Source organism: Sphingopyxis sp. GW821-FHT02C12, assembly GCF_059421785.1.
Genome location: NZ_JBWKVQ010000002.1, coordinates 429253 through 445441 on the forward strand (window position 1 = coordinate 429253; position 16189 = coordinate 445441).

The window sequence follows — 16189 nt, forward strand, 5'->3', positions numbered from 1 at the left end:
AAACATGCTCGATTTCCCGCGCTGGAAGACCGTCGGCATCAGTATCATCCTGCTGCTCGGCATCCTGTTCTCCATCCCCAGCTTTCTGCCGCAAAAGACCGTCGACCAGTTGCCCGGCTTTGCGCAGATCAAGGTCAATCTGGGCCTCGACCTTGCCGGTGGCAGCCACTTGTTGCTCGAAGCCGACCTTGCCGACCTCAACAAAACGCAGCTCGCCAACATGGAAAAGACGGTGCGCGCGGCGATGCGCGGCGAGCGCGGCCCCGACGACGATATCGCGATCGGCGATTTCAAGGCGTCGGGCAGCACGATCAGTTTCCTGATCCGCGACCAGAAGCAGCTCGACGACGCGCGCGACCGGCTGGCCAAGGAAACGCAGGGTGCGGGCATGACCGGTCAGCGCGACTGGCGCGTCGATGTCGTCGACACGACGCGAATCGTCATGACGATGACCGCGGCCGGGCGCGACCAGGCGGTCGCCCGCGCGATGGAATCGGCGCGCGACATCGTCGACAAGCGGGTCAACGAACTGGGCACGCGCGAACCGACGATCATTCGCGAAGGCAACGACCGCATCGTGGTGCAGGTCCCCGGCCTGCAGGACCCGAAGGCGCTCAAGGACCTGCTCGGGCAGACCGCGCGGCTCGAGTTCCGCATGGTCGATCCGAATGGCGGTGTCGGTCCCAATGGCGCGGCCAATGTCCCGGTCGGCAGCGAGCTCGTTCCCTATGCGCCCGGCGAGGGCGGCGGTGCCCCCGGTGAGGTGCTGCGTCGCCAGGTGATGATCAGCGGCGACCAGTTGATCAGCGCCAAGCAGGATTTCAACCAGCAGCAGATGCCGGCGGTGTCGCTGCGCTTCGATTCGGCGGGGTCCAATACCTTCGCGCGCGTCACCGGCCAGAATGTCGGCAAGCGCTTTGCGATGGTACTCGACGGCAAGGTGCTGTCGGCACCGTCGATCAACGAACCGATTCTGGGCGGCAGCGCGCAGATTTCAGGCAATTTCACCGTACAGTCGGCGAACCAGCTCGCGATCGCGCTGAGTTCGGGTTCGCTGCCGGTCAAGCTCGACGTCGTCGAGGAACGCACGGTCACGCCCGAACTGGGCGCCGATTCGATCCGCAAGGGCGCCATCGCCGGGATCATCGCGACCGTTTCGGTGCTGGTGCTGATGCTCGTCGTCTATGGACGCTTCGGCGTCTATGCGAACATCGCGCTCGCGTTCAACGTGTTCCTGATCATCGCCATCATGGCCGCGTTCAATGCGACGCTGACCTTGCCCGGCATTGCCGGTTTCGTGTTGACGATCGGCGCCGCGGTCGATGCCAACGTGCTGATCAACGAACGAATACGCGAGGAATTGAAACGCGGGCGGCGGACCTTCCAGGCGGTCGAGCTGGGTTATACCGAGGCGAGCCGCGCGATTTTCGACGCCAACGTCACCAACGTCATCGCCGCGGCGCTGATGTTCTGGTTCGGCACCGGTCCGATCAAGGGCTTCGCGGTCGTGCTGACGATCGGCATCGTCACCAGCGTCTTCACCGCCGTCACCGTCACCCGCATGTTCGTCGCCCATTGGCTGCGGTCGGCGCGTCCGACGTCGATCAACATTTAAGGGAGCGAAAACGATGCGCTTGCTCAAACTCGTCCCCGACGACACCAACATCGACTTCCTGCAATGGCGGAAAGTCGCTTCCTTCATGAGCTTTTTCCTAGTGGTCGTGTCGATCGCGCTGGTCGCGGTCAAAGGCTTGAACCTCGGGGTCGACTTTGTCGGCGGCCAGTCGGTCCGCGTCGAATTCAAGCAGGAAATGCCGCCGATCGACGAAATTCGCGAGAAGGTCGCCACGATCGGCCTTGGCGAGCCGACGATCCAGCAATTCGGGTCGGACAAGGCGATATCGATCCGCACCGCACTGCCCGAGGGCGACAAGGCGACGGCCGATCGCGCGGGCGAACAGCTTGTCGCGGGTATCGCGAAGGCCTTTCCCACCGCCAAGACGGGTGCGGTCGAAACCGTGTCGGGCAAGGTGTCGGGCGAATTGCTTCGCACGGGTGCGATCAGCCTTGCGCTCGCGATTCTGGGCATTTCGATCTACATCTGGATCCGCTTCGAATGGCAGTTCGGCGTCGGCGCGCTCGGCCGCCTGTTCCACGAGGTGTCGCTGACCTTCGGTTTGTTCGCGGTGACGCAGATGCAGTTCGACCTGAACAGCGTCGCGGCGCTGCTGACCATCGTCGGCTATTCGCTCAACGACACCATCGTCGTCTATGACCGTATCCGCGAAAATCTGAAGAAGTACCGGAAGATGGAGATCATTCCGCTTCTGAACCTCAGCATCAACGAGACGCTGTCGCGCACGGTGATGACCACGTTGGCGATGGTGCTGGCGCTCGGCATGTTGCTGATCTTCGGTCCCGACGTGATCTTCGGCTTCACCGCGGCGATGCTGTTCGGCGTATTCATCGGCGGCTATTCGTCGGTCCTGATGTCGACCCCGGTGCTGGTGTGGCTGAAGGTCGGCCCCGACAGCTTCGTGCCGCGCACCACGTCGGGCATTGGCGGCGGCGAGCGTATCGAGCGCAAGGACGACGGCGCGGTCGTCTGAGTATCGCTCGTCCCGAGGGAACCAGAGGGGGGCTTCGGCCCCCCTTATTTTTGGGTGCAGCGGCGCAGGTGGTCGGCGAGTTCGCGGCCGTTGCGGTCCCAGTCGAAGCGGCCTGCAAGCGTCGCGGCGACGTTCTGCGGAGTCGGCGGGGCGGCGAGGATCGCCTTTACGGCTTCCGCGATGGCCGCAGGCGTGCGCGCGACGATGCGACCCGCGACCGGCGAGGTGACGAGTTCGCCGGCGCCGCCGGCGTCGCTGATGACGATCGGCGTGCCGCAGGCGAGCGCCTCGACCCATGCGTTGGCGAGGCCCTCGCTGGCCGAGGGCATGACCACGATGTCGGCGGCGCGGTAGAGCCCCGGCAGGTCAGCATTGGCGATGGGGCCGCGGAAATGGACGCGGTCGGCGACGCCGAGCCGCTGGGCCAGCGCGCGATAGCGCGCTTCCTCTTCTCCCGCACCGACGAGCCAATAATGGATCCCGGGCAGCCTGGGCAGGGCGTCGATTACCAGCGCTTGCCCCTTGCGCGGGATCAGCGCGCCGACGGTGAGGATGACGGGGGCGTCGTCCATGCCGAACGCGGCGCGCGTGGCGACGCGGTCGCCGGGCGCGAAGCGGGCGGTGTCGATGCCGGTATAGTGGACGGCGATCTTGGCTGGGTCGATTCCGATCGCAGCCATGTCGCGGCGCATCGCGTCGGAGACGGCGAGCAGGCCAGCGGCCTTGTCGGCGGCCTCGATCAGTTGCGGCGTGGTCACCGGGTCATGGCCGAAATGGCTGATATCGGCACCCCGCGCCTTCACCGAAAAGGGCAGGTCGAGCGCGTCGGCCACGCGCATGGCTGCGGGGCCGTCGGGGTAGAAGAATTGCGCATCGACAACGTCGAAGGACTGGTCGCCGGTGGCGCGAAGCACCGCACGCGCGATCTTCGCGGGGTTGAAGCGCGAACCGACTTTTGGGAGCAGCGTGAAGCGCGGGCGGCGGACGGTGAGGCCGTTCCAGTCTTCGTGAAGCGGCAGGTCGCGCAGCGCGCGGTAGCGTGGATGGAGCGACAGCGGGAAGGGCGGCAGGCCAACTGGGGCGACGATGGTGAGGTCGATGCCGGGTTGCGCCGTGAGGGCGCGCAGGCTTTTTTCGACGAACAGCCCGAAGTTGGGGCGCGCGGCATCGGGAAAAAGCGTCGCGATCGACAGGATGCGGAGGGGAGTCATGTCGCAGGTCCCATCAATTCGTCATTGCTTTGCTTCGCTCGCAAGGACGAGTGTTTTGATCACAGGCTGCGGATCAGCCGGACCGCGACCGCCGCCCAGGGCGGGTTGCTGACGACCTGTTGGCGCTGGCCGATGCCGAGCGGGAGCAAATGGAGCTTTTCGCCGTCGACGTTGAGCAGGCGGGCGAAGAAGAAGCGGCCGGCGGGGCGCGGGACGAGCAGGTCGCGGTTGAGCGCGCCAGCCCAGTCGCCCTCGATCTTGCGGCACCAGATTTCGTCGCCGGCGCGATAGTCGCCGATCGACGCAGACACGCGCACCGCGACCATATCCTCGCCCGGGCGTGCGGTGAGTGCCTGTTCGACGCGTGTCGGGGCGATCGCGCCGTCGGGACCGAGCAGCGCGGTGACCGTGAGCTGGGTGTCCTGCGGCAGTTGCACAAGCTCCGCCGCTTCGACCCCGAGCGCCTTGGCGATGCGGTTCATCCAGCCGAGCGACAGGGTGCGGGTGCCGGTTTCGAGGCGGCCGATCGTCTGCGCGGTGGTCGGCGGGTTGCAGCGCTGCCCGACCTCTTCGAGTGTCAGACCCTTGGCGCGGCGGACGGCGCGGATGCTGTTGATCATGGCGACCTCATCATTGAAATTTGTTGATAACCAAATCGGTTTCTTCTTTCCTAAAAAACATTCCATTGTCAAGCCGGGGTTTCGACGAAGGAGACTCGCATGCCTGCACGCCGCCTTGAAACCCGAATCCATCCCGACGACCGGCTCGATCCGGGCAAGGCCGGGCCGCAAGTGATGCGGCATGTCACGGTCAATTTGGGCGAGAGTCCGATCGCCTGGCTCGCGGCGCGCGGTCATCTCACGGCCGCGCAGCTTGATGCAGGCGAGCGGCTGCGCGGCGATTATGAGCGCGCGGGACTGTCGGCGCGGGTGACGATGCGCTGGGACGCGGCGGCGCCCGCGAAGACGCGCGGCGGCGCGAAGGCGGCGGACGCATCGTTGGCGCGGATCGACGCGCATCGGCGCTTCCATGCCGCGCTTGATGCGGCGGGGCCGGGGCTGGCGGACATTTGTTGGCGGGTTATCTGCGCGAGCGAGGGGATCGGGTGCGCTGAGAAAGGGCTGGGATGGCCGGCGCGGTCGGGGAAATTGGTGCTGGGGCTGGCGCTCGACCGGCTGGCGCGGTTTTACGGGACGGCGTGATGGCATTCGCATTCAAGAACAATCAAACCCTTTCGGCCGCCGAACCGGCTTGTTGGCTATCGTGGCCCTGCTATGCCTGCGATTTGGAGAGCCTGAAATGAAATGGTTGATTGGCATATTGGTCGTCAGCACCGCGATGCTTTTTTTGGCAAGCCTGATGGTGACGGGCAGGCGAAGTGACACGGGTGGAGGTGGCGGAGTTTCATCGGAGTCCATATCGGGCAACCAAGCGTCAATCGCCGTCCAAGGTTGGCGGAACGATGAGCTTCGGAAAATCCTAAACGACTTCTGCCAGAAATATGGTTTGGATGAGGACCTGATGAGCGTCGAGACCGACGATCATGGGGTGAGCACCGTTCGCTTTCGCTCGGGGATTCCTGCCGATGCTTTTGTTTTTCTGGTCAACTACATCCACTATCCGAACGATTTCGACTTGGGAGGGCGACGTATATCGGCAATCGGAAACTCTGTAATAGAAAAGCAGTTCGGCCTTCCGGGAGCCAAGTTTTCCGGCAAGCGCGTAACATTTTATGTCCCAGCGGACGACAAAGAGTATGATGAAATTTATGCCCGAATTGACGGGGCGCAGTATTTTAGGGTTCCGTTTACAAATTTGTCGTGGATTCCGGTATCTGACCCACGCATGCCCAAAGAGTTAGTGCGTTAAGATCACGGGGACGTGCTTAGCCCAACGTCTCGACCTGTTCCGCCAGTTCGAGCCAGCGATCTTCCGCGGCGGCCTTTTCGTCGCGTAGCGTTTCGAGCTTTTCGGTGAGCGTCGTGAAGCGCTTGTGATCGCGGGTGAACAGGCTGCCGTCGGAGAGATCGCTTTCGATCCCGGCCATTTCCTTTTCGATCGCCTCGATCCGCGCGGGCAGCAGGTCGTAGTCGCGCTGGTCCTTGTAGCTGAGTTTTTTGCGCGCCTGCGGCGGCGGCGGCGCCGCCGCGCCGGTGGATGCGGACTTCGCCTTTACCGCGTTCGGCTTGACCCGCTTGGCTTCCCAGTCGGCATAGCCGCCGGCGACGATGTCGACCTTGCCCGTTCCGTCGAGGCCGAGGGTGACGGTGACGGTGCGGTCGAGGAAATCGCGATCGTGGCTGACGAGCAGCACGGTGCCGGCATAGTCGGCGATGACTTCCTGCAACAGGTCGAGCGTTTCGAGGTCGAGGTCGTTGGTCGGCTCGTCGAGCACGAGCAGGTTCGATTCGCGGGCGAATTCGCGCGCGAGCAAGAGCCGCGAGCGTTCGCCGCCCGACAGCGCGCCGACGCTCGCCTCGACGACGCCGGGGTCGAAGAGGAATTCCTTGAGATAACCCTGAATGTGCTTCTTGACCCCGCGCACCTCGACCCAGTCGCCGCCGTCGGCGAGGATATCGCGGACGCGCTTTTCGGGCGACATCAGGCTGCGCTGCTGGTCGATGACGATGCCGTCGAGGGTCGGGGCGAGGGTGATCTTGCCGCTGTCGGGCGCGATTTCGCCGGTGAGCAGTTTGAGCAAGGTCGACTTGCCCGCGCCATTGGCGCCGACGATGCCGATGCGGTCGCCGCGCTGGACGCGGAAATCGAAATTCTTGATGATCGGGCGGTCGCCGAAGCTTTTGCTGACATTTTCGGCGACGATCACCGATTTGGAGCGGACATCATCGTTGGCGAGGCCGAGCCTGGCGACGCCGGGACCGCCGATCATCGCGGCGCGGGTGGCGCGCATTTCCTTGAGCTTTTCGAGGCGCCCCTGATTGCGCTTGCGGCGCGCGGTGACGCCGCGCTCAAGCCAGTGCGCTTCCAAGCGGAGCTTGGAGTCGAGGCGCTGTGCGGCGCGGGCTTCCTCCGCCGCGACCGAATCACTCCATTCCTCGAAGCCGCCGAAGCCGATTTCCTTGCGCCGGATGCTGCCGCGGTCGAGCCACAGCGTCTGGCGCGTCAGGCGGGTGAGGAAGGTACGGTCGTGGCTGATCGCGACAAAGGCGCCGGTGTAGCGCGCGAGCCAGCTCTCGAGCCAGTCGATCGCGGCGAGGTCGAGATGGTTGGTCGGCTCGTCGAGCAACAGCACGTCGGGGTTTTGGGCCAATGCCCTTGCCAGTGCGGCACGGCGGCGCTCGCCGCCCGAGGCGCTGGCGGCGGCGCGGCTCATGTCGATGCCGAGTTGGTCGGCGATCGCCGCGACCTCATAGGCCTCGGGCGCGTTGGGCGCGGCGACGGCGAAATCCATGAGGGTATCGAAAGGTCGGAAATCGGGTTCCTGTTCGAGCATCACGACATGGGTGCCGGGCACGATCACGCGCTTGCCTTTGTCGGCGTCGATCTGTCCGGCGAGCAATTTGAGCAGGGTCGTCTTGCCCGCTCCGTTGCGGCCGATCAGCGCGAGGCGGTCGCGCTCGCCGACATAGATGTCGAGATTCTGAAACAGCCAGCCGCTGCCCTGCACAAGGCCGAGGCCTTCATATGATAAAATCGGGGCTGCCATGATGAACGGCTCGCTACTGAGGTGTTCAGCATCATGCAAGCGCCGTGGAGGCAAAGGCCGGAACGGGTCGCCTCCGTCTGCGTTCGGGGGGCACGACCCGGAACTGGCCGGGGGTCCGGCCGACAGGAGAAGAACATGACGAAGCATATGCTCACCGCTATGGCCAGTGGACTGGCGCTGATGGCGGCAACGCCCGCGCTTGCACAGCAAGGGGGAACGACGGTGACGACAGCGACGACGCAGGGCCCGATCCTGACCTTCAGCGTCAGCGAGGAAGTGCGCTCGCGCCCCGACCAGGCGACCGTCGGCGCCGGGGTGACGACGACCGCGCCGACCGCGGTCGAGGCGATGCGCCAGAATGCCGCCGCGATGGACAAGCTGATCGCCGCAGCGAAAGCGCGCGGGATCAAGGCCGAGGATATCCAGACGAGCGGCATCAACCTGTCGCCGCAATATGACTATAACAATCAGGTGGCGGGCCAGCCGCCGCGCTTCATCGGCTATCAGGTGTCGAACACGGTGCGCGCGACCACGCCGAAGATCGACGACATCGGCCCGCTGCTCGACGCGCTGGTCGCCGCGGGCGGGACGAACATCGACGGTCCCTATTTTTCCATGAAGGACCCCGATGCGCAGCTCGTCGGTGTGCGCGGCACGGCGATCAAGGCGGCCGAGGCGAAGGCGGCAGACTATGCCAAGCTCGCGGGATATCGCGGTGCCGAGCTGGTGTCGATCAGCGAAGGCAGCTTTGGTGGCCCGCAGCCGCCGATGCCGATGGTGCGCCTGCAGGCGATGGACGCCAAGGCGACCCCGGTCGAGCCGGGCCAGGTCGCGAACACGCTGACGCTGAGTTTCGAGTATCGGTTGGTGCGGTAATTCGGGTCGGGAGCTGGCTAGTCCAGCTCCCCCTCCGCCCACGGCCAGGGCCGTTCGCGGAACCATTTTGTGATGATATATTTGCGTCCCTTGCGCACCTTCATCCCGTGGTGGAGCGTGTCGTCGTTCGCCGTGCCGTCGGGGCGGACATTGTTCCAGGCGAGCAGCTTTCCGGCCTCGGGCTGGTGCATCTTGCCGGTCGCGAGGAAACGCGTCGCGCCGCCCGCGGGCGGTTCGTTGAGGTAGATCATCAGCGTCCAGCTGCGCTGACCGGGGATCGCGCAATATTGCTCCCAATCGGAGCCACGCGGATCGAAAAAATCGGTGTGCGCCTTAAATTCCTGTCCGACGTCATAGCGCTGACCCTGCAGCGGCTCGCCATAGGACAGGGGAATGCCGGTGAGCGCGTGGAGCCTGTCATTCACGGCGCGGACGACAGGATCACGATGGTCGAGGTCGCAGGTCGCGCTGGTGCGGAAGGCTTCGTCGCCGTTGGGATCGGCGATCGTCGAGGGGCGCACGTCGCGATCGATGCGCTCGATCAGCGCGGCGCAGGTATCGGCGTCGAGGAAGCGCGAGAGCATATATTGCTGCAGCTTGGGCGTCGGCGCGCGGCGGATGCCAGGCACGGCGGCGAGGCGATCGGCTGTGCGGTCGGCGCCCGAAGTGGCCATATCGACGATCCTGTCGGTCATGCCGCGCTTTTAGGGGGCATATGTTTCACGAACAATGCTTGACGAACGGGGCCTCCCGCGCCTATCGCCGCGCGCTGTCGAGGCCGCTTAGCGCGCCCTCTTCGCTTATGTGGCGACCATAGCTCAGTTGGTTAGAGCGCCGGTTTGTGGTACCGGAGGTCGCGGGTTCGAGCCCCGTTGGTCGCCCCATTTTCTCAATCATCGCGCATATGCGGGATTTGGGGTGACTCATCGTCGCTATTGGATTATTACGTATCAACGTAATTTTCTAACGCGAGGAGTCGCGCATGTCTGCTGTCTGGGATTTCGCCGATTTCGACGATCATGAGCATGTCCACATGTTCCGCGATCGCGCCAGCGGGCTGACCGCGGTCATCGCGGTGCATTCGACCCACCTCGGCCCCGGCGCGGGCGGGGTGCGCTATTGGCATTATCCGCAGCGCAAGGCGGCGATCACCGATGCGCTGCGCCTGTCGCGGGGCATGAGCTACAAGAACGCCATGGCGGGCCTGCCGATGGGCGGCGCAAAGGGCGTGATCCTGGCCGACGAGGGCGCCGAGAAGACGCCCGAGATGCTTGCGGCCTTCGGGCGCGCGGTCGATTCGCTGGGCGGTGCCTATGTTACCGCCGAGGATGTCGGCATGTCGGTCGCCGACATCGTCGCGATTTCGCACCAGACCAAGCATGTCAGCGGACTGCCCGTAGCGAGCGGCGAAGTGGGCGGCGATCCGGGTCCGCAGACCGCGCTGGGCGTTTATCTGGGGATACTCGCCGCGATCAAGAACGGTCTCGGCACCGACAGCGCCAAGGGCGTGCGCGTCGCGATCCAGGGTGTCGGCAGCGTCGGCGGCGGGGTCGCGCGGCGGCTGGCGGCCGATGGCGCGATCCTGACCCTCGCCGACGTCAATCTGGCGCGCGCCAAGGCGCTGGCGGACGAACTGGGTGCCGATCTGGCCGATTCGGCGGCGATCATGGAGATTGAGGCGGACGTTCTTAGCCCCAATGCGCTCGGCGCGATCCTGACCGAGGAAAGCATCGCCAAGCTCAATGTCCCGATCGTGTCGGGCGGCGCGAACAACCAACTCGCGACCGCCGCCGACGGCCAGCGCATCCACGACCGCGGCATCACCTATGCCCCCGATTATGTGATCAATGCGGGCGGCATCATCAACGTCGCACTCGAATATCTGGGGCAGGGCAACGCCGAGGAAGTCGAGAGCCGCATCCGCCAGATCCCCGGCCGGCTGGCCGACATCTGGGCCGAGAGCAAGGCGAGCAGCATCCCGGCGTCGGTCGTCGCCGACCGGATGGCGCAGAAGCTGATCGGGCGCGGGTAATTTCGGGAAATCGGAGCGTCGCGTTGTGATGCTCTGGATTGCCGCGTCGCTTCGCTCCTCGCAATGACGAGATTGTGATGCGCTTCGTCATTGCGAGCGAAGCGAAGCAATCCAGAGCGGCAAAGCGCGAGCGTCGGGGATGGCGGACCGCTCAATTTCCGCTAAGCCCGCCCGTGATGAAGCGGCATTTCTACCTCGTCTGTGGCTGGCTGTCGCTCGCGCTCGGCGCGATCGGGGCGTTCCTGCCGCTGTTGCCAACGGTACCGTTCGTTATCCTCGCGGCCTTTTGTTTCGCCCGCTCGTCGCCGCGGCTCGAGGCATGGCTGGTCAATCATCCGCATTTCGGCCACCATATTCTCGCCTGGCGCGAGAAGGGGGCGATCAGCCGCAAGGGCAAGATCGCAGCGACGGCCGCCTTCGCTTTCAGCATCCTGCTCGCTTTGCTCTTTTCGCCCTGGCCGTGGATGATGGTGCCGATCGTCGTGGCGGGGGTGACCGGGAGCTGGATCTGGACGCGCCCCGAGGGGTGAGGCGAATTTTGACCTCGCTCAATGCGATAGACGGTGCGGGGTGCCGAAGCGCGGCGCTTGACCTTGTTCGCAGGGCGGGCGAGAGAAGCGCCGCCGGGTCGCGCCGGGCAATTCACTGGACCGATATATCGGCCTCACCTAAAGACGACGCGAACCGATGCACGCCTATGCGAATCCGACCCGTTTCCTGGCAATCGCCAAACCGCTGACACCGTGGCTGCTCGGCGTCGGGCTGCTGTTGCTGCTCGCGGGCAGCTGGGCGGGGCTCGCCGTGGTGCCGGGCGATTACAAGCAGGGCGAAACCGCGCGGATATTATATGTCCATGTCCCGTCGGCCTGGCTCGGCATGGGCGGCTGGACGAGCCTCGCGATCGCCGGGCTGATCCAGCTCGTCTGGCGCCATCCGCTCTCGGGAATCGCGGCGCGCGCGATCGCAGTGCCCGGCATGTTGTTCACGGCGCTGTGCCTCGCCACCGGGTCGATCTGGGGGCGGCCGACATGGGGGACCTGGTGGGAATGGGACGGCCGGATGACGTCGATGCTCGTCCTGCTTTTTCTCTATGCCGGCTTCATCGCGCTGACCAATGGCGACGAGGGGCAGAAGCAGGGCGGATCGCTGTCGCGTGGCGCCGCCATCTATGCGCTGGTGGGCGCGATCAACATCCCGATCATCAACCGCAGCGTCGTGTGGTGGAACAGCCTGCATCAGGGGCCGAGCATCACGCTGCGCGGATCGAGCATCGACGGCGCGTTGCTTTGGCCGCTGGGTTTGACCGTATCGGGTTTCTCGCTGCTGTTCGGCGCCATCGTGCTGATGCGGATGCGGCGGATCATCGCCGACAACCGCGTCGCCGCGCGATTGCGGCGGCTCGCCGACGATGAGGGGAATTGACGCGTGACCGGGGTGATCAGTGGGGGCGGCCAATGGGCCTTTGTCGCGGCGGCCTATGGGCTGACCGCCGTGCTGACCGGCATCGTGCTGTGGTCCAGCTGGCACGCTATGGTGAAGGCTGAGAAGCGCAGCGATGCGCTGCGCGCCAATAATCGGCGCGGCGAGATCCCGCGCGGGGACCCGAAATGAAAGCCAAGCATCAAAGACTGATCCTCGCCGTCGTGGCGCTCGCGGGCGTCGCGGGCGCGGGCGTTCTCGGCGCGAGCGCGCTCCGCGACGAGGCCGCCTATTTTCGCACGCCGGAGGAGATCAAGGCCGGCAAGGCGATCATCGGCGAGCCGATGCGGCTCGGCGGCATGGTCGCCAAGGGCAGCATCGAACGGCAGAGCGACGGCGTGACGATCCGCTTCGTCGCGACCGACGGCAAGGCGTCGGTACCGGTGCAATTCACCGGGATCGTCCCCGACCTGTTCGCCGAGGAAAGCGGCATGGTTGCCGACGGCCGGATGCGTGCCGATGGCACATTTGTGGCCGACAAGATCCTGGCCAAGCATGACGAGAAATATATGCCACCGCAGATGGAAGGCATGGACAAGGCTGTGGCCAAGGCGGCGCCGCAGACATGAGTATTATTTTTACCCGTCATTGCGAGGAGCGAAGCGACGAAGCAATCCAGAGCGGTGCAAGGCCGCCCCTGGATTGCTTCGCTTCGCTCGCAATGATGAGGTTTTTTGGTGGGCCGGAGGGGGCGCTGGATAGATGATCGCCGAACTTGGCCTTGCCCTGTTGTGGATCGCGGCGGCGCTCGCGTGTCTCTCGCTCGTCGCGGGTACGCTGTATCTGCGCGGTGGCCAGAAGGACCTGGCGGCGCTGGTGCGGCCCGCGAGCGTCGCGCAGGGCATGCTGACCGCGGCGGCCTTTGGCCTGCTGATCGCGCTGTTCGTGCGGTCGGACATGTCGGTCGAGCTGGTCGCGCGCAACAGCAACAGTTTGAAACCGATGCTGTTCAAGGTTGCGGGCGCGTGGGGCAATCACGAAGGGTCGATGCTGCTGTGGCTGACGATCCTGGGGATTTCCGGCGCGCTGGTCGCGATTTTCGAGCGGCGATTGCGCGAGGATACGCTGATCGCGACGCTCGCGGCGCAAGCGGCGCTGAGCCTTGGCTTCTTCGCCTTCCTGATCTTTTCGTCCAACCCGTTCAACCGCTTGCCGGTCGCACCTCCCGATGGGCAGGGGCTCAACCCGCTGCTCCAGGACCCCGGCCTCGCCTTTCACCCGCCGACGCTTTACGTTGGCTATGTCGGGCTGTCGGTCGCGTTCAGCTTTGCGGTCGGCGCGCTGATCACCCGCGAGATCGGCCCGGCGTTCGCGCGCGCGATGCGGCCGTGGGTACTCGGAAGCTGGATTTTCCTGACGCTGGGCATCACCGCCGGCAGCTATTGGGCCTATTACGAACTCGGCTGGGGCGGCTGGTGGTTCTGGGACCCGGTCGAGAACGTCTCGCTGATCCCTTGGCTCGCGGGGGCTGCGCTGCTCCATTCGGTTGCGGTGACCGCGACGCGCAACGCGTTGCGCGCGTGGACGGTGATGCTCGCGGTGATCGGCTTTTCGATGTCGATGGTGGGGACCTTCATCGTCCGGTCGGGGCTGCTGACCAGCGTGCACAGTTTCGCGGTCGATCCCGAGCGCGGCACCTTCCTGCTCGCGCTGATGGCAATCTATATCGGCGGCGCGCTGACTTTGTTTGCGCTGCGTGCCGGGACGGTCGCCGAGGGCAAGAAATTCGCGCTGCTGAGCCGCGAGGGATCGCTGGTGATCAACAACCTGCTGCTGACGACGATCCTCGCGCTCGTGCTGCTCGGCACCCTCTATCCGATCGTCGCCGAGGCCATGGGCGAGAAGATTTCCGTGGGGCCGCCCTATTATAACAAGGTAGCGGGGCCGCTTGCGCTGATCCTGTGCCTCGTCATGGTCGCGGGTCCGTTGCTGGCATGGCGCAAGGACGATGGCCGGAAACTGCGGTCGCGGCTGCCGATGGCGGCGTTTGCCGGGGCGCTGGTGCTGGTTCTGCTGGTGATTTTTGGCGGCAAGGTCGGGATTTTGCCGCTGCTCGGCATGTCCGTCGCAGGCGTCGTCGCAGTTGCCAGCCTCGCACCCTTGTGGGGTCGCAATCTTCGCCGCACGCCGCTGCCGACCTGGGGCATGGTGATCGCGCATTTCGGGGTCGCGGTGACGCTCGCCGGGATGGGCGCCGAGAGCGCCTTCATCAAGGAACGGCTGGTCGCTGCGGCGCCGGGGGAGACGGTGCGGGTCGGCGATTTCGACGTATTATTCAAGGGTGTGCAGCCGGTCGCGGGGCCGAATTATACCGCGATCGAAGGCACGCTCATCGCGACGACGGGCGGCGGGTCGCATGTGCTGAAACCCGAATCGCGGATGTTCCCCGGGCTGATGGGCACCGCGCCGACCGAGACCAACGAAGCCGCACTGCTGACGCGGCCGGGCGGGCAGCTGTATGTCGTGCTCGGCCAGCCGGTGCCGGGCGCCGATGGCGCCGCCGACCGGTACCAGCTGCGGCTATGGTGGAAACCGCTGGTGTGGTGGATATGGCTGGGCGGCGGGCTGATCGCGCTCGGCGCGGCGCTTTCGATGCTTGGCCGCGCGCAATTGTTGGCGCTGTGGCGGGCACGGCGCGCGCGCAAGGATGAGGGCCGTTGGAAATGAAGTCGCGCTGGGTCCTGTTCGTGCCGCTGGCGATCATGGGATTGCTGTTCGGTGCCTTTGTCTATCGGCTGACGGTGCCGGGCGAGAAGCTGATCGAGTCGCAGTGGATCAACAAGCCGATGCCGCTGTTCGACCTGCCGCCCGCGACCGCGGGGGTCGAGGGATTGAAGAGCAGCCAACTTGCCGACGGGCGGCCGCGGCTGGTTAACGTCTTTGCCAGCTGGTGCATCCCGTGCCGCGCCGAAGCACCGCAGCTTGAGGCATTGAAGGCCGCAGGGGTCCCGATCGACGGCATCGCGATCCGCGACCGGCCGCAGGATGTCGCGCAGTTCTTGGCTGACGTGGGCAACCCGTTCGACCGCATCGGATCCGACGTGCAGAGCAGCGTGCAGATCGCGCTGGGATCGTCGGGTGTGCCCGAAACCTTCCTGATCGATGGCAAGGGCATTATTCGCGAACAGATTCAGGGCGTGATCCTCGCCGAACAGGTGCCCGAGATCGTCGCCAAGCTGGAGGCGATGAAGTGAGGCCGCGCCTCGTCCTGCTCGCGCTGCTGACGCTGGTCGCGGCGCCGGTCGCGGCGCAGGACCGGTTGCCGCCGGCGCCCTATGCCTATCAGCAGCTCGCCGATCCGGCGCAGGAGGCGAAGGCCAAGGCGCTGATGGACACGCTGCGCTGCCTCGTTTGCCAGGGCCAGTCGATCGCCGACAGCGACGCGCCGCTGGCGGGCGACATGCGCAACGAGGTGCGCGGCAAGATCGCCGCGGGCGAAAGCCCCGATGCGATCCGCGACTGGCTTATCGCGCGCTATGGCAATTGGGTGAGTTACGATCCCCCGTTCGACATGGCGACCGCCTTCCTGTGGCTCGGGCCGCTGCTGTTCCTTGCGCTTGGCGGCTGGCTCGCCTTCGGGCGCTTCCGGCGCGGCGATGCCGAGGGGGAGGATGCGGCATGATCTGGCTGTGGATATTGCTCGCCGCGGCGCTGACGATCGGTGCGATGATGTGGCTGGGCAAGCTGCCGCCGGCGGCGCGGCCGCTCGCGGGGGCGGCGGTGATGCTGGGGCTTGCGGGCTATGCGCTGCAGGGCAGTCCGGCGCTGCCCGGCAAGCCCGTAGCGGCGGCGGCCGACGACTCCGGTTTCGGTCAGGCGCTGACCGATCCGCGGCAAGGCATGGCCGACCGGTTCGGCCCCGCCGCCCAATGGCTGGGCATGTCCGACGGCTTCGCGCGCACCGGCAGGACCCAGCTTGCGGCGCAGACGCTGGAAAAGGGACTCGAAAAATATCCCGACAATGTCGACCTGTGGGTCGGCCTTGGCAACGCGCTCGTCGCGCATGGCGGCGGGGTGATGTCGCCGGCGTCGGCGCTGGCGTTCGACGAAGCGGCGCGGCGCGACCCAACGCACCCGGCGCCGCCGTTCTTCGCCGGACTCGCGCTGGCGCAGGGCGGCGATCTGAAAGGCGCCGAGGCGGTGTGGGGCGAATTGCTGCGGCGCAGCCCCGCCGATGCGCCGTGGCGCCCCGACCTCGAGATGCGGCTAGGGCAGCTTCGCCAGGCGATGGGGCCGCAGCTGCCACCCGAAACACCGGCTGGGGTGCCGGGCGGCGCGGCCCCCGAGACCACCGGGGCGCCGTGACGCGCGCACG

18 protein-coding genes and 1 tRNA gene are annotated in these 16189 nt (G+C 65.8%); 15 read left to right on the plus strand and 4 right to left on the minus strand.

Translation table 11 applies throughout. The features are described from left to right. Positions 1–4 precede the first annotated feature (4 nt). Together secD and secF are read left to right on the plus strand one after the other, a co-directional pair. Positions 5–1615, plus strand: coding sequence for a protein translocase subunit SecD (secD, locus tag AC07U1_RS17285; RefSeq protein ID WP_056352039.1), 1611 nt, complete (start codon positions 5–7; stop codon positions 1613–1615). 13 nt (positions 1616–1628) lie between these two features. Continuing rightward, positions 1629–2609, plus strand: coding sequence for a protein translocase subunit SecF (gene secF, locus AC07U1_RS17290; RefSeq protein ID WP_495178181.1), 981 nt, complete (start codon positions 1629–1631; stop codon positions 2607–2609). 44 nt (positions 2610–2653) lie between these two features. Here secF and AC07U1_RS17295 read toward each other — a convergent pair whose 3' ends face one another. Together AC07U1_RS17295 and AC07U1_RS17300 are read right to left on the minus strand one after the other, a co-directional pair. Further along, positions 2654–3820, minus strand: coding sequence for a glycosyltransferase (locus AC07U1_RS17295; RefSeq protein WP_492740233.1), 1167 nt, complete (start codon positions 3818–3820; stop codon positions 2654–2656). Between the two features lie 59 nt (positions 3821–3879). Further along, entirely contained in the window at positions 3880–4440 is a 561-nt protein-coding gene (locus AC07U1_RS17300; RefSeq protein WP_056349701.1) for a helix-turn-helix domain-containing protein, read from the minus strand. A 99-nt stretch (positions 4441–4539) separates the two neighbouring features. Here AC07U1_RS17300 and AC07U1_RS17305 point away from each other — a divergent pair, with 99 nt between their 5' ends. Together AC07U1_RS17305 and AC07U1_RS17310 are read left to right on the plus strand one after the other, a co-directional pair. Next, positions 4540–5022, plus strand: a complete 483-nt coding sequence (locus AC07U1_RS17305; protein WP_495178180.1) for a DUF6456 domain-containing protein — start codon at positions 4540–4542, stop codon at positions 5020–5022. A 97-nt stretch (positions 5023–5119) separates the two neighbouring features. Then, positions 5120–5689, plus strand: a complete 570-nt coding sequence (locus tag AC07U1_RS17310; RefSeq protein WP_495178179.1) for a hypothetical protein — start codon at positions 5120–5122, stop codon at positions 5687–5689. A 16-nt stretch (positions 5690–5705) separates the two neighbouring features. Here AC07U1_RS17310 and AC07U1_RS17315 read toward each other — a convergent pair whose 3' ends face one another. Beyond that, positions 5706–7487: an ABC-F family ATP-binding cassette domain-containing protein gene (locus AC07U1_RS17315; protein WP_495178178.1), complete on the minus strand. Its 1782-nt coding sequence runs from the start codon at positions 7485–7487 to the stop codon at positions 5706–5708. Between the two features lie 135 nt (positions 7488–7622). On the opposite strand from AC07U1_RS17315, the gene AC07U1_RS17320 reads away from it, so the two are divergent. After that, the gene (locus AC07U1_RS17320; RefSeq protein ID WP_492740236.1) at positions 7623–8363 is read left to right on the plus strand and encodes an SIMPL domain-containing protein; all 741 of its coding nucleotides are present in this window, start codon (positions 7623–7625) and stop codon (positions 8361–8363) included. Between the two features lie 17 nt (positions 8364–8380). On the opposite strand, the gene AC07U1_RS17325 is transcribed toward AC07U1_RS17320, so the two are convergent. Continuing rightward, a complete protein-coding gene (locus AC07U1_RS17325; RefSeq protein ID WP_495178177.1) occupies positions 8381–9058 on the minus strand; it encodes a prolyl hydroxylase family protein in 678 nt (225 codons plus the stop codon). Positions 9059–9170: 112 nt separating this feature from the next. On the opposite strand from AC07U1_RS17325, the gene AC07U1_RS17330 reads away from it, so the two are divergent. The 10 genes from AC07U1_RS17330 (at position 9171) to AC07U1_RS17375 (ending at position 16179) form a co-directional block, all read left to right on the plus strand. After that, positions 9171–9247: transfer RNA gene (locus AC07U1_RS17330), tRNA-His, on the plus strand. 98 nt (positions 9248–9345) lie between these two features. Then, a complete protein-coding gene (locus AC07U1_RS17335; RefSeq protein ID WP_495178176.1) occupies positions 9346–10395 on the plus strand; it encodes a Glu/Leu/Phe/Val family dehydrogenase in 1050 nt (349 codons plus the stop codon). A gap of 176 nt (positions 10396–10571) precedes the next feature. Next, the gene (locus AC07U1_RS17340) at positions 10572–10925 is read left to right on the plus strand and encodes a YbaN family protein (RefSeq protein ID WP_495178175.1); all 354 of its coding nucleotides are present in this window, start codon (positions 10572–10574) and stop codon (positions 10923–10925) included. Positions 10926–11082: 157 nt separating this feature from the next. Continuing rightward, a complete protein-coding gene (ccmC, locus tag AC07U1_RS17345) occupies positions 11083–11817 on the plus strand; it encodes a heme ABC transporter permease CcmC (RefSeq protein ID WP_056349713.1) in 735 nt (244 codons plus the stop codon). A 3-nt stretch (positions 11818–11820) separates the two neighbouring features. Then, positions 11821–12006, plus strand: coding sequence for a hypothetical protein (locus tag AC07U1_RS17350; protein ID WP_495178174.1), 186 nt, complete (start codon positions 11821–11823; stop codon positions 12004–12006). Further along, the gene (gene ccmE, locus AC07U1_RS17355; RefSeq protein WP_495178173.1) at positions 12003–12443 is read left to right on the plus strand and encodes a cytochrome c maturation protein CcmE; all 441 of its coding nucleotides are present in this window, start codon (positions 12003–12005) and stop codon (positions 12441–12443) included. Before AC07U1_RS17350 ends, ccmE begins: the two co-directional genes overlap by 4 nt. Before the next feature lie 133 nt (positions 12444–12576). Next, positions 12577–14541 carry a heme lyase CcmF/NrfE family subunit gene (locus AC07U1_RS17360; protein ID WP_495178172.1) on the plus strand — a complete coding sequence of 655 codons (1965 nt, stop codon included), beginning with the start codon at positions 12577–12579 and terminating at the stop codon, positions 14539–14541. After that, entirely contained in the window at positions 14538–15068 is a 531-nt protein-coding gene (locus tag AC07U1_RS17365; protein ID WP_056349720.1) for a DsbE family thiol:disulfide interchange protein, read from the plus strand. Before AC07U1_RS17360 ends, AC07U1_RS17365 begins: the two co-directional genes overlap by 4 nt. After that, positions 15065–15496, plus strand: coding sequence for a cytochrome c-type biogenesis protein (locus AC07U1_RS17370; protein WP_187139457.1), 432 nt, complete (start codon positions 15065–15067; stop codon positions 15494–15496). Before AC07U1_RS17365 ends, AC07U1_RS17370 begins: the two co-directional genes overlap by 4 nt. Further along, positions 15493–16179: a tetratricopeptide repeat protein gene (locus AC07U1_RS17375; RefSeq protein ID WP_495178171.1), complete on the plus strand. Its 687-nt coding sequence runs from the start codon at positions 15493–15495 to the stop codon at positions 16177–16179. Before AC07U1_RS17370 ends, AC07U1_RS17375 begins: the two co-directional genes overlap by 4 nt. The last annotated feature ends 10 nt before the right edge of the window (positions 16180–16189 follow it).

What these genes read in the sequence shown, in the direction of transcription:
- AC07U1_RS17335 (WP_495178176.1), top strand. Translation starts at nt 9,346, where the DNA reads ATGTCTGCTGTCTGGGATTTCGCCGATTTCGACGATCATGAGCATGTC.
- AC07U1_RS17310 (WP_495178179.1), top strand. Translation starts at nt 5,120, where the DNA reads ATGAAATGGTTGATTGGCATATTGGTCGTCAGCACCGCGATGCTTTTT.
- secF (WP_495178181.1), top strand. Translation starts at nt 1,629, where the DNA reads ATGCGCTTGCTCAAACTCGTCCCCGACGACACCAACATCGACTTCCTG.
- AC07U1_RS17315 (WP_495178178.1), bottom strand. Translation starts at nt 7,487, where the DNA reads ATGGCAGCCCCGATTTTATCATATGAAGGCCTCGGCCTTGTGCAGGGC.
- AC07U1_RS17365 (WP_056349720.1), top strand. Translation starts at nt 14,538, where the DNA reads ATGAAGTCGCGCTGGGTCCTGTTCGTGCCGCTGGCGATCATGGGATTG.
- AC07U1_RS17300 (WP_056349701.1), bottom strand. Translation starts at nt 4,440, where the DNA reads ATGATCAACAGCATCCGCGCCGTCCGCCGCGCCAAGGGTCTGACACTC.
- AC07U1_RS17305 (WP_495178180.1), top strand. Translation starts at nt 4,540, where the DNA reads ATGCCTGCACGCCGCCTTGAAACCCGAATCCATCCCGACGACCGGCTC.
- AC07U1_RS17375 (WP_495178171.1), top strand. Translation starts at nt 15,493, where the DNA reads ATGATCTGGCTGTGGATATTGCTCGCCGCGGCGCTGACGATCGGTGCG.
- AC07U1_RS17320 (WP_492740236.1), top strand. Translation starts at nt 7,623, where the DNA reads ATGACGAAGCATATGCTCACCGCTATGGCCAGTGGACTGGCGCTGATG.
- AC07U1_RS17340 (WP_495178175.1), top strand. Translation starts at nt 10,572, where the DNA reads ATGAAGCGGCATTTCTACCTCGTCTGTGGCTGGCTGTCGCTCGCGCTC.
- ccmE (WP_495178173.1), top strand. Translation starts at nt 12,003, where the DNA reads ATGAAAGCCAAGCATCAAAGACTGATCCTCGCCGTCGTGGCGCTCGCG.
- AC07U1_RS17360 (WP_495178172.1), top strand. Translation starts at nt 12,577, where the DNA reads ATGATCGCCGAACTTGGCCTTGCCCTGTTGTGGATCGCGGCGGCGCTC.
- AC07U1_RS17325 (WP_495178177.1), bottom strand. Translation starts at nt 9,058, where the DNA reads ATGACCGACAGGATCGTCGATATGGCCACTTCGGGCGCCGACCGCACA.
- secD (WP_056352039.1), top strand. Translation starts at nt 5, where the DNA reads ATGCTCGATTTCCCGCGCTGGAAGACCGTCGGCATCAGTATCATCCTG.
- AC07U1_RS17295 (WP_492740233.1), bottom strand. Translation starts at nt 3,820, where the DNA reads ATGACTCCCCTCCGCATCCTGTCGATCGCGACGCTTTTTCCCGATGCC.
- ccmC (WP_056349713.1), top strand. Translation starts at nt 11,083, where the DNA reads ATGCACGCCTATGCGAATCCGACCCGTTTCCTGGCAATCGCCAAACCG.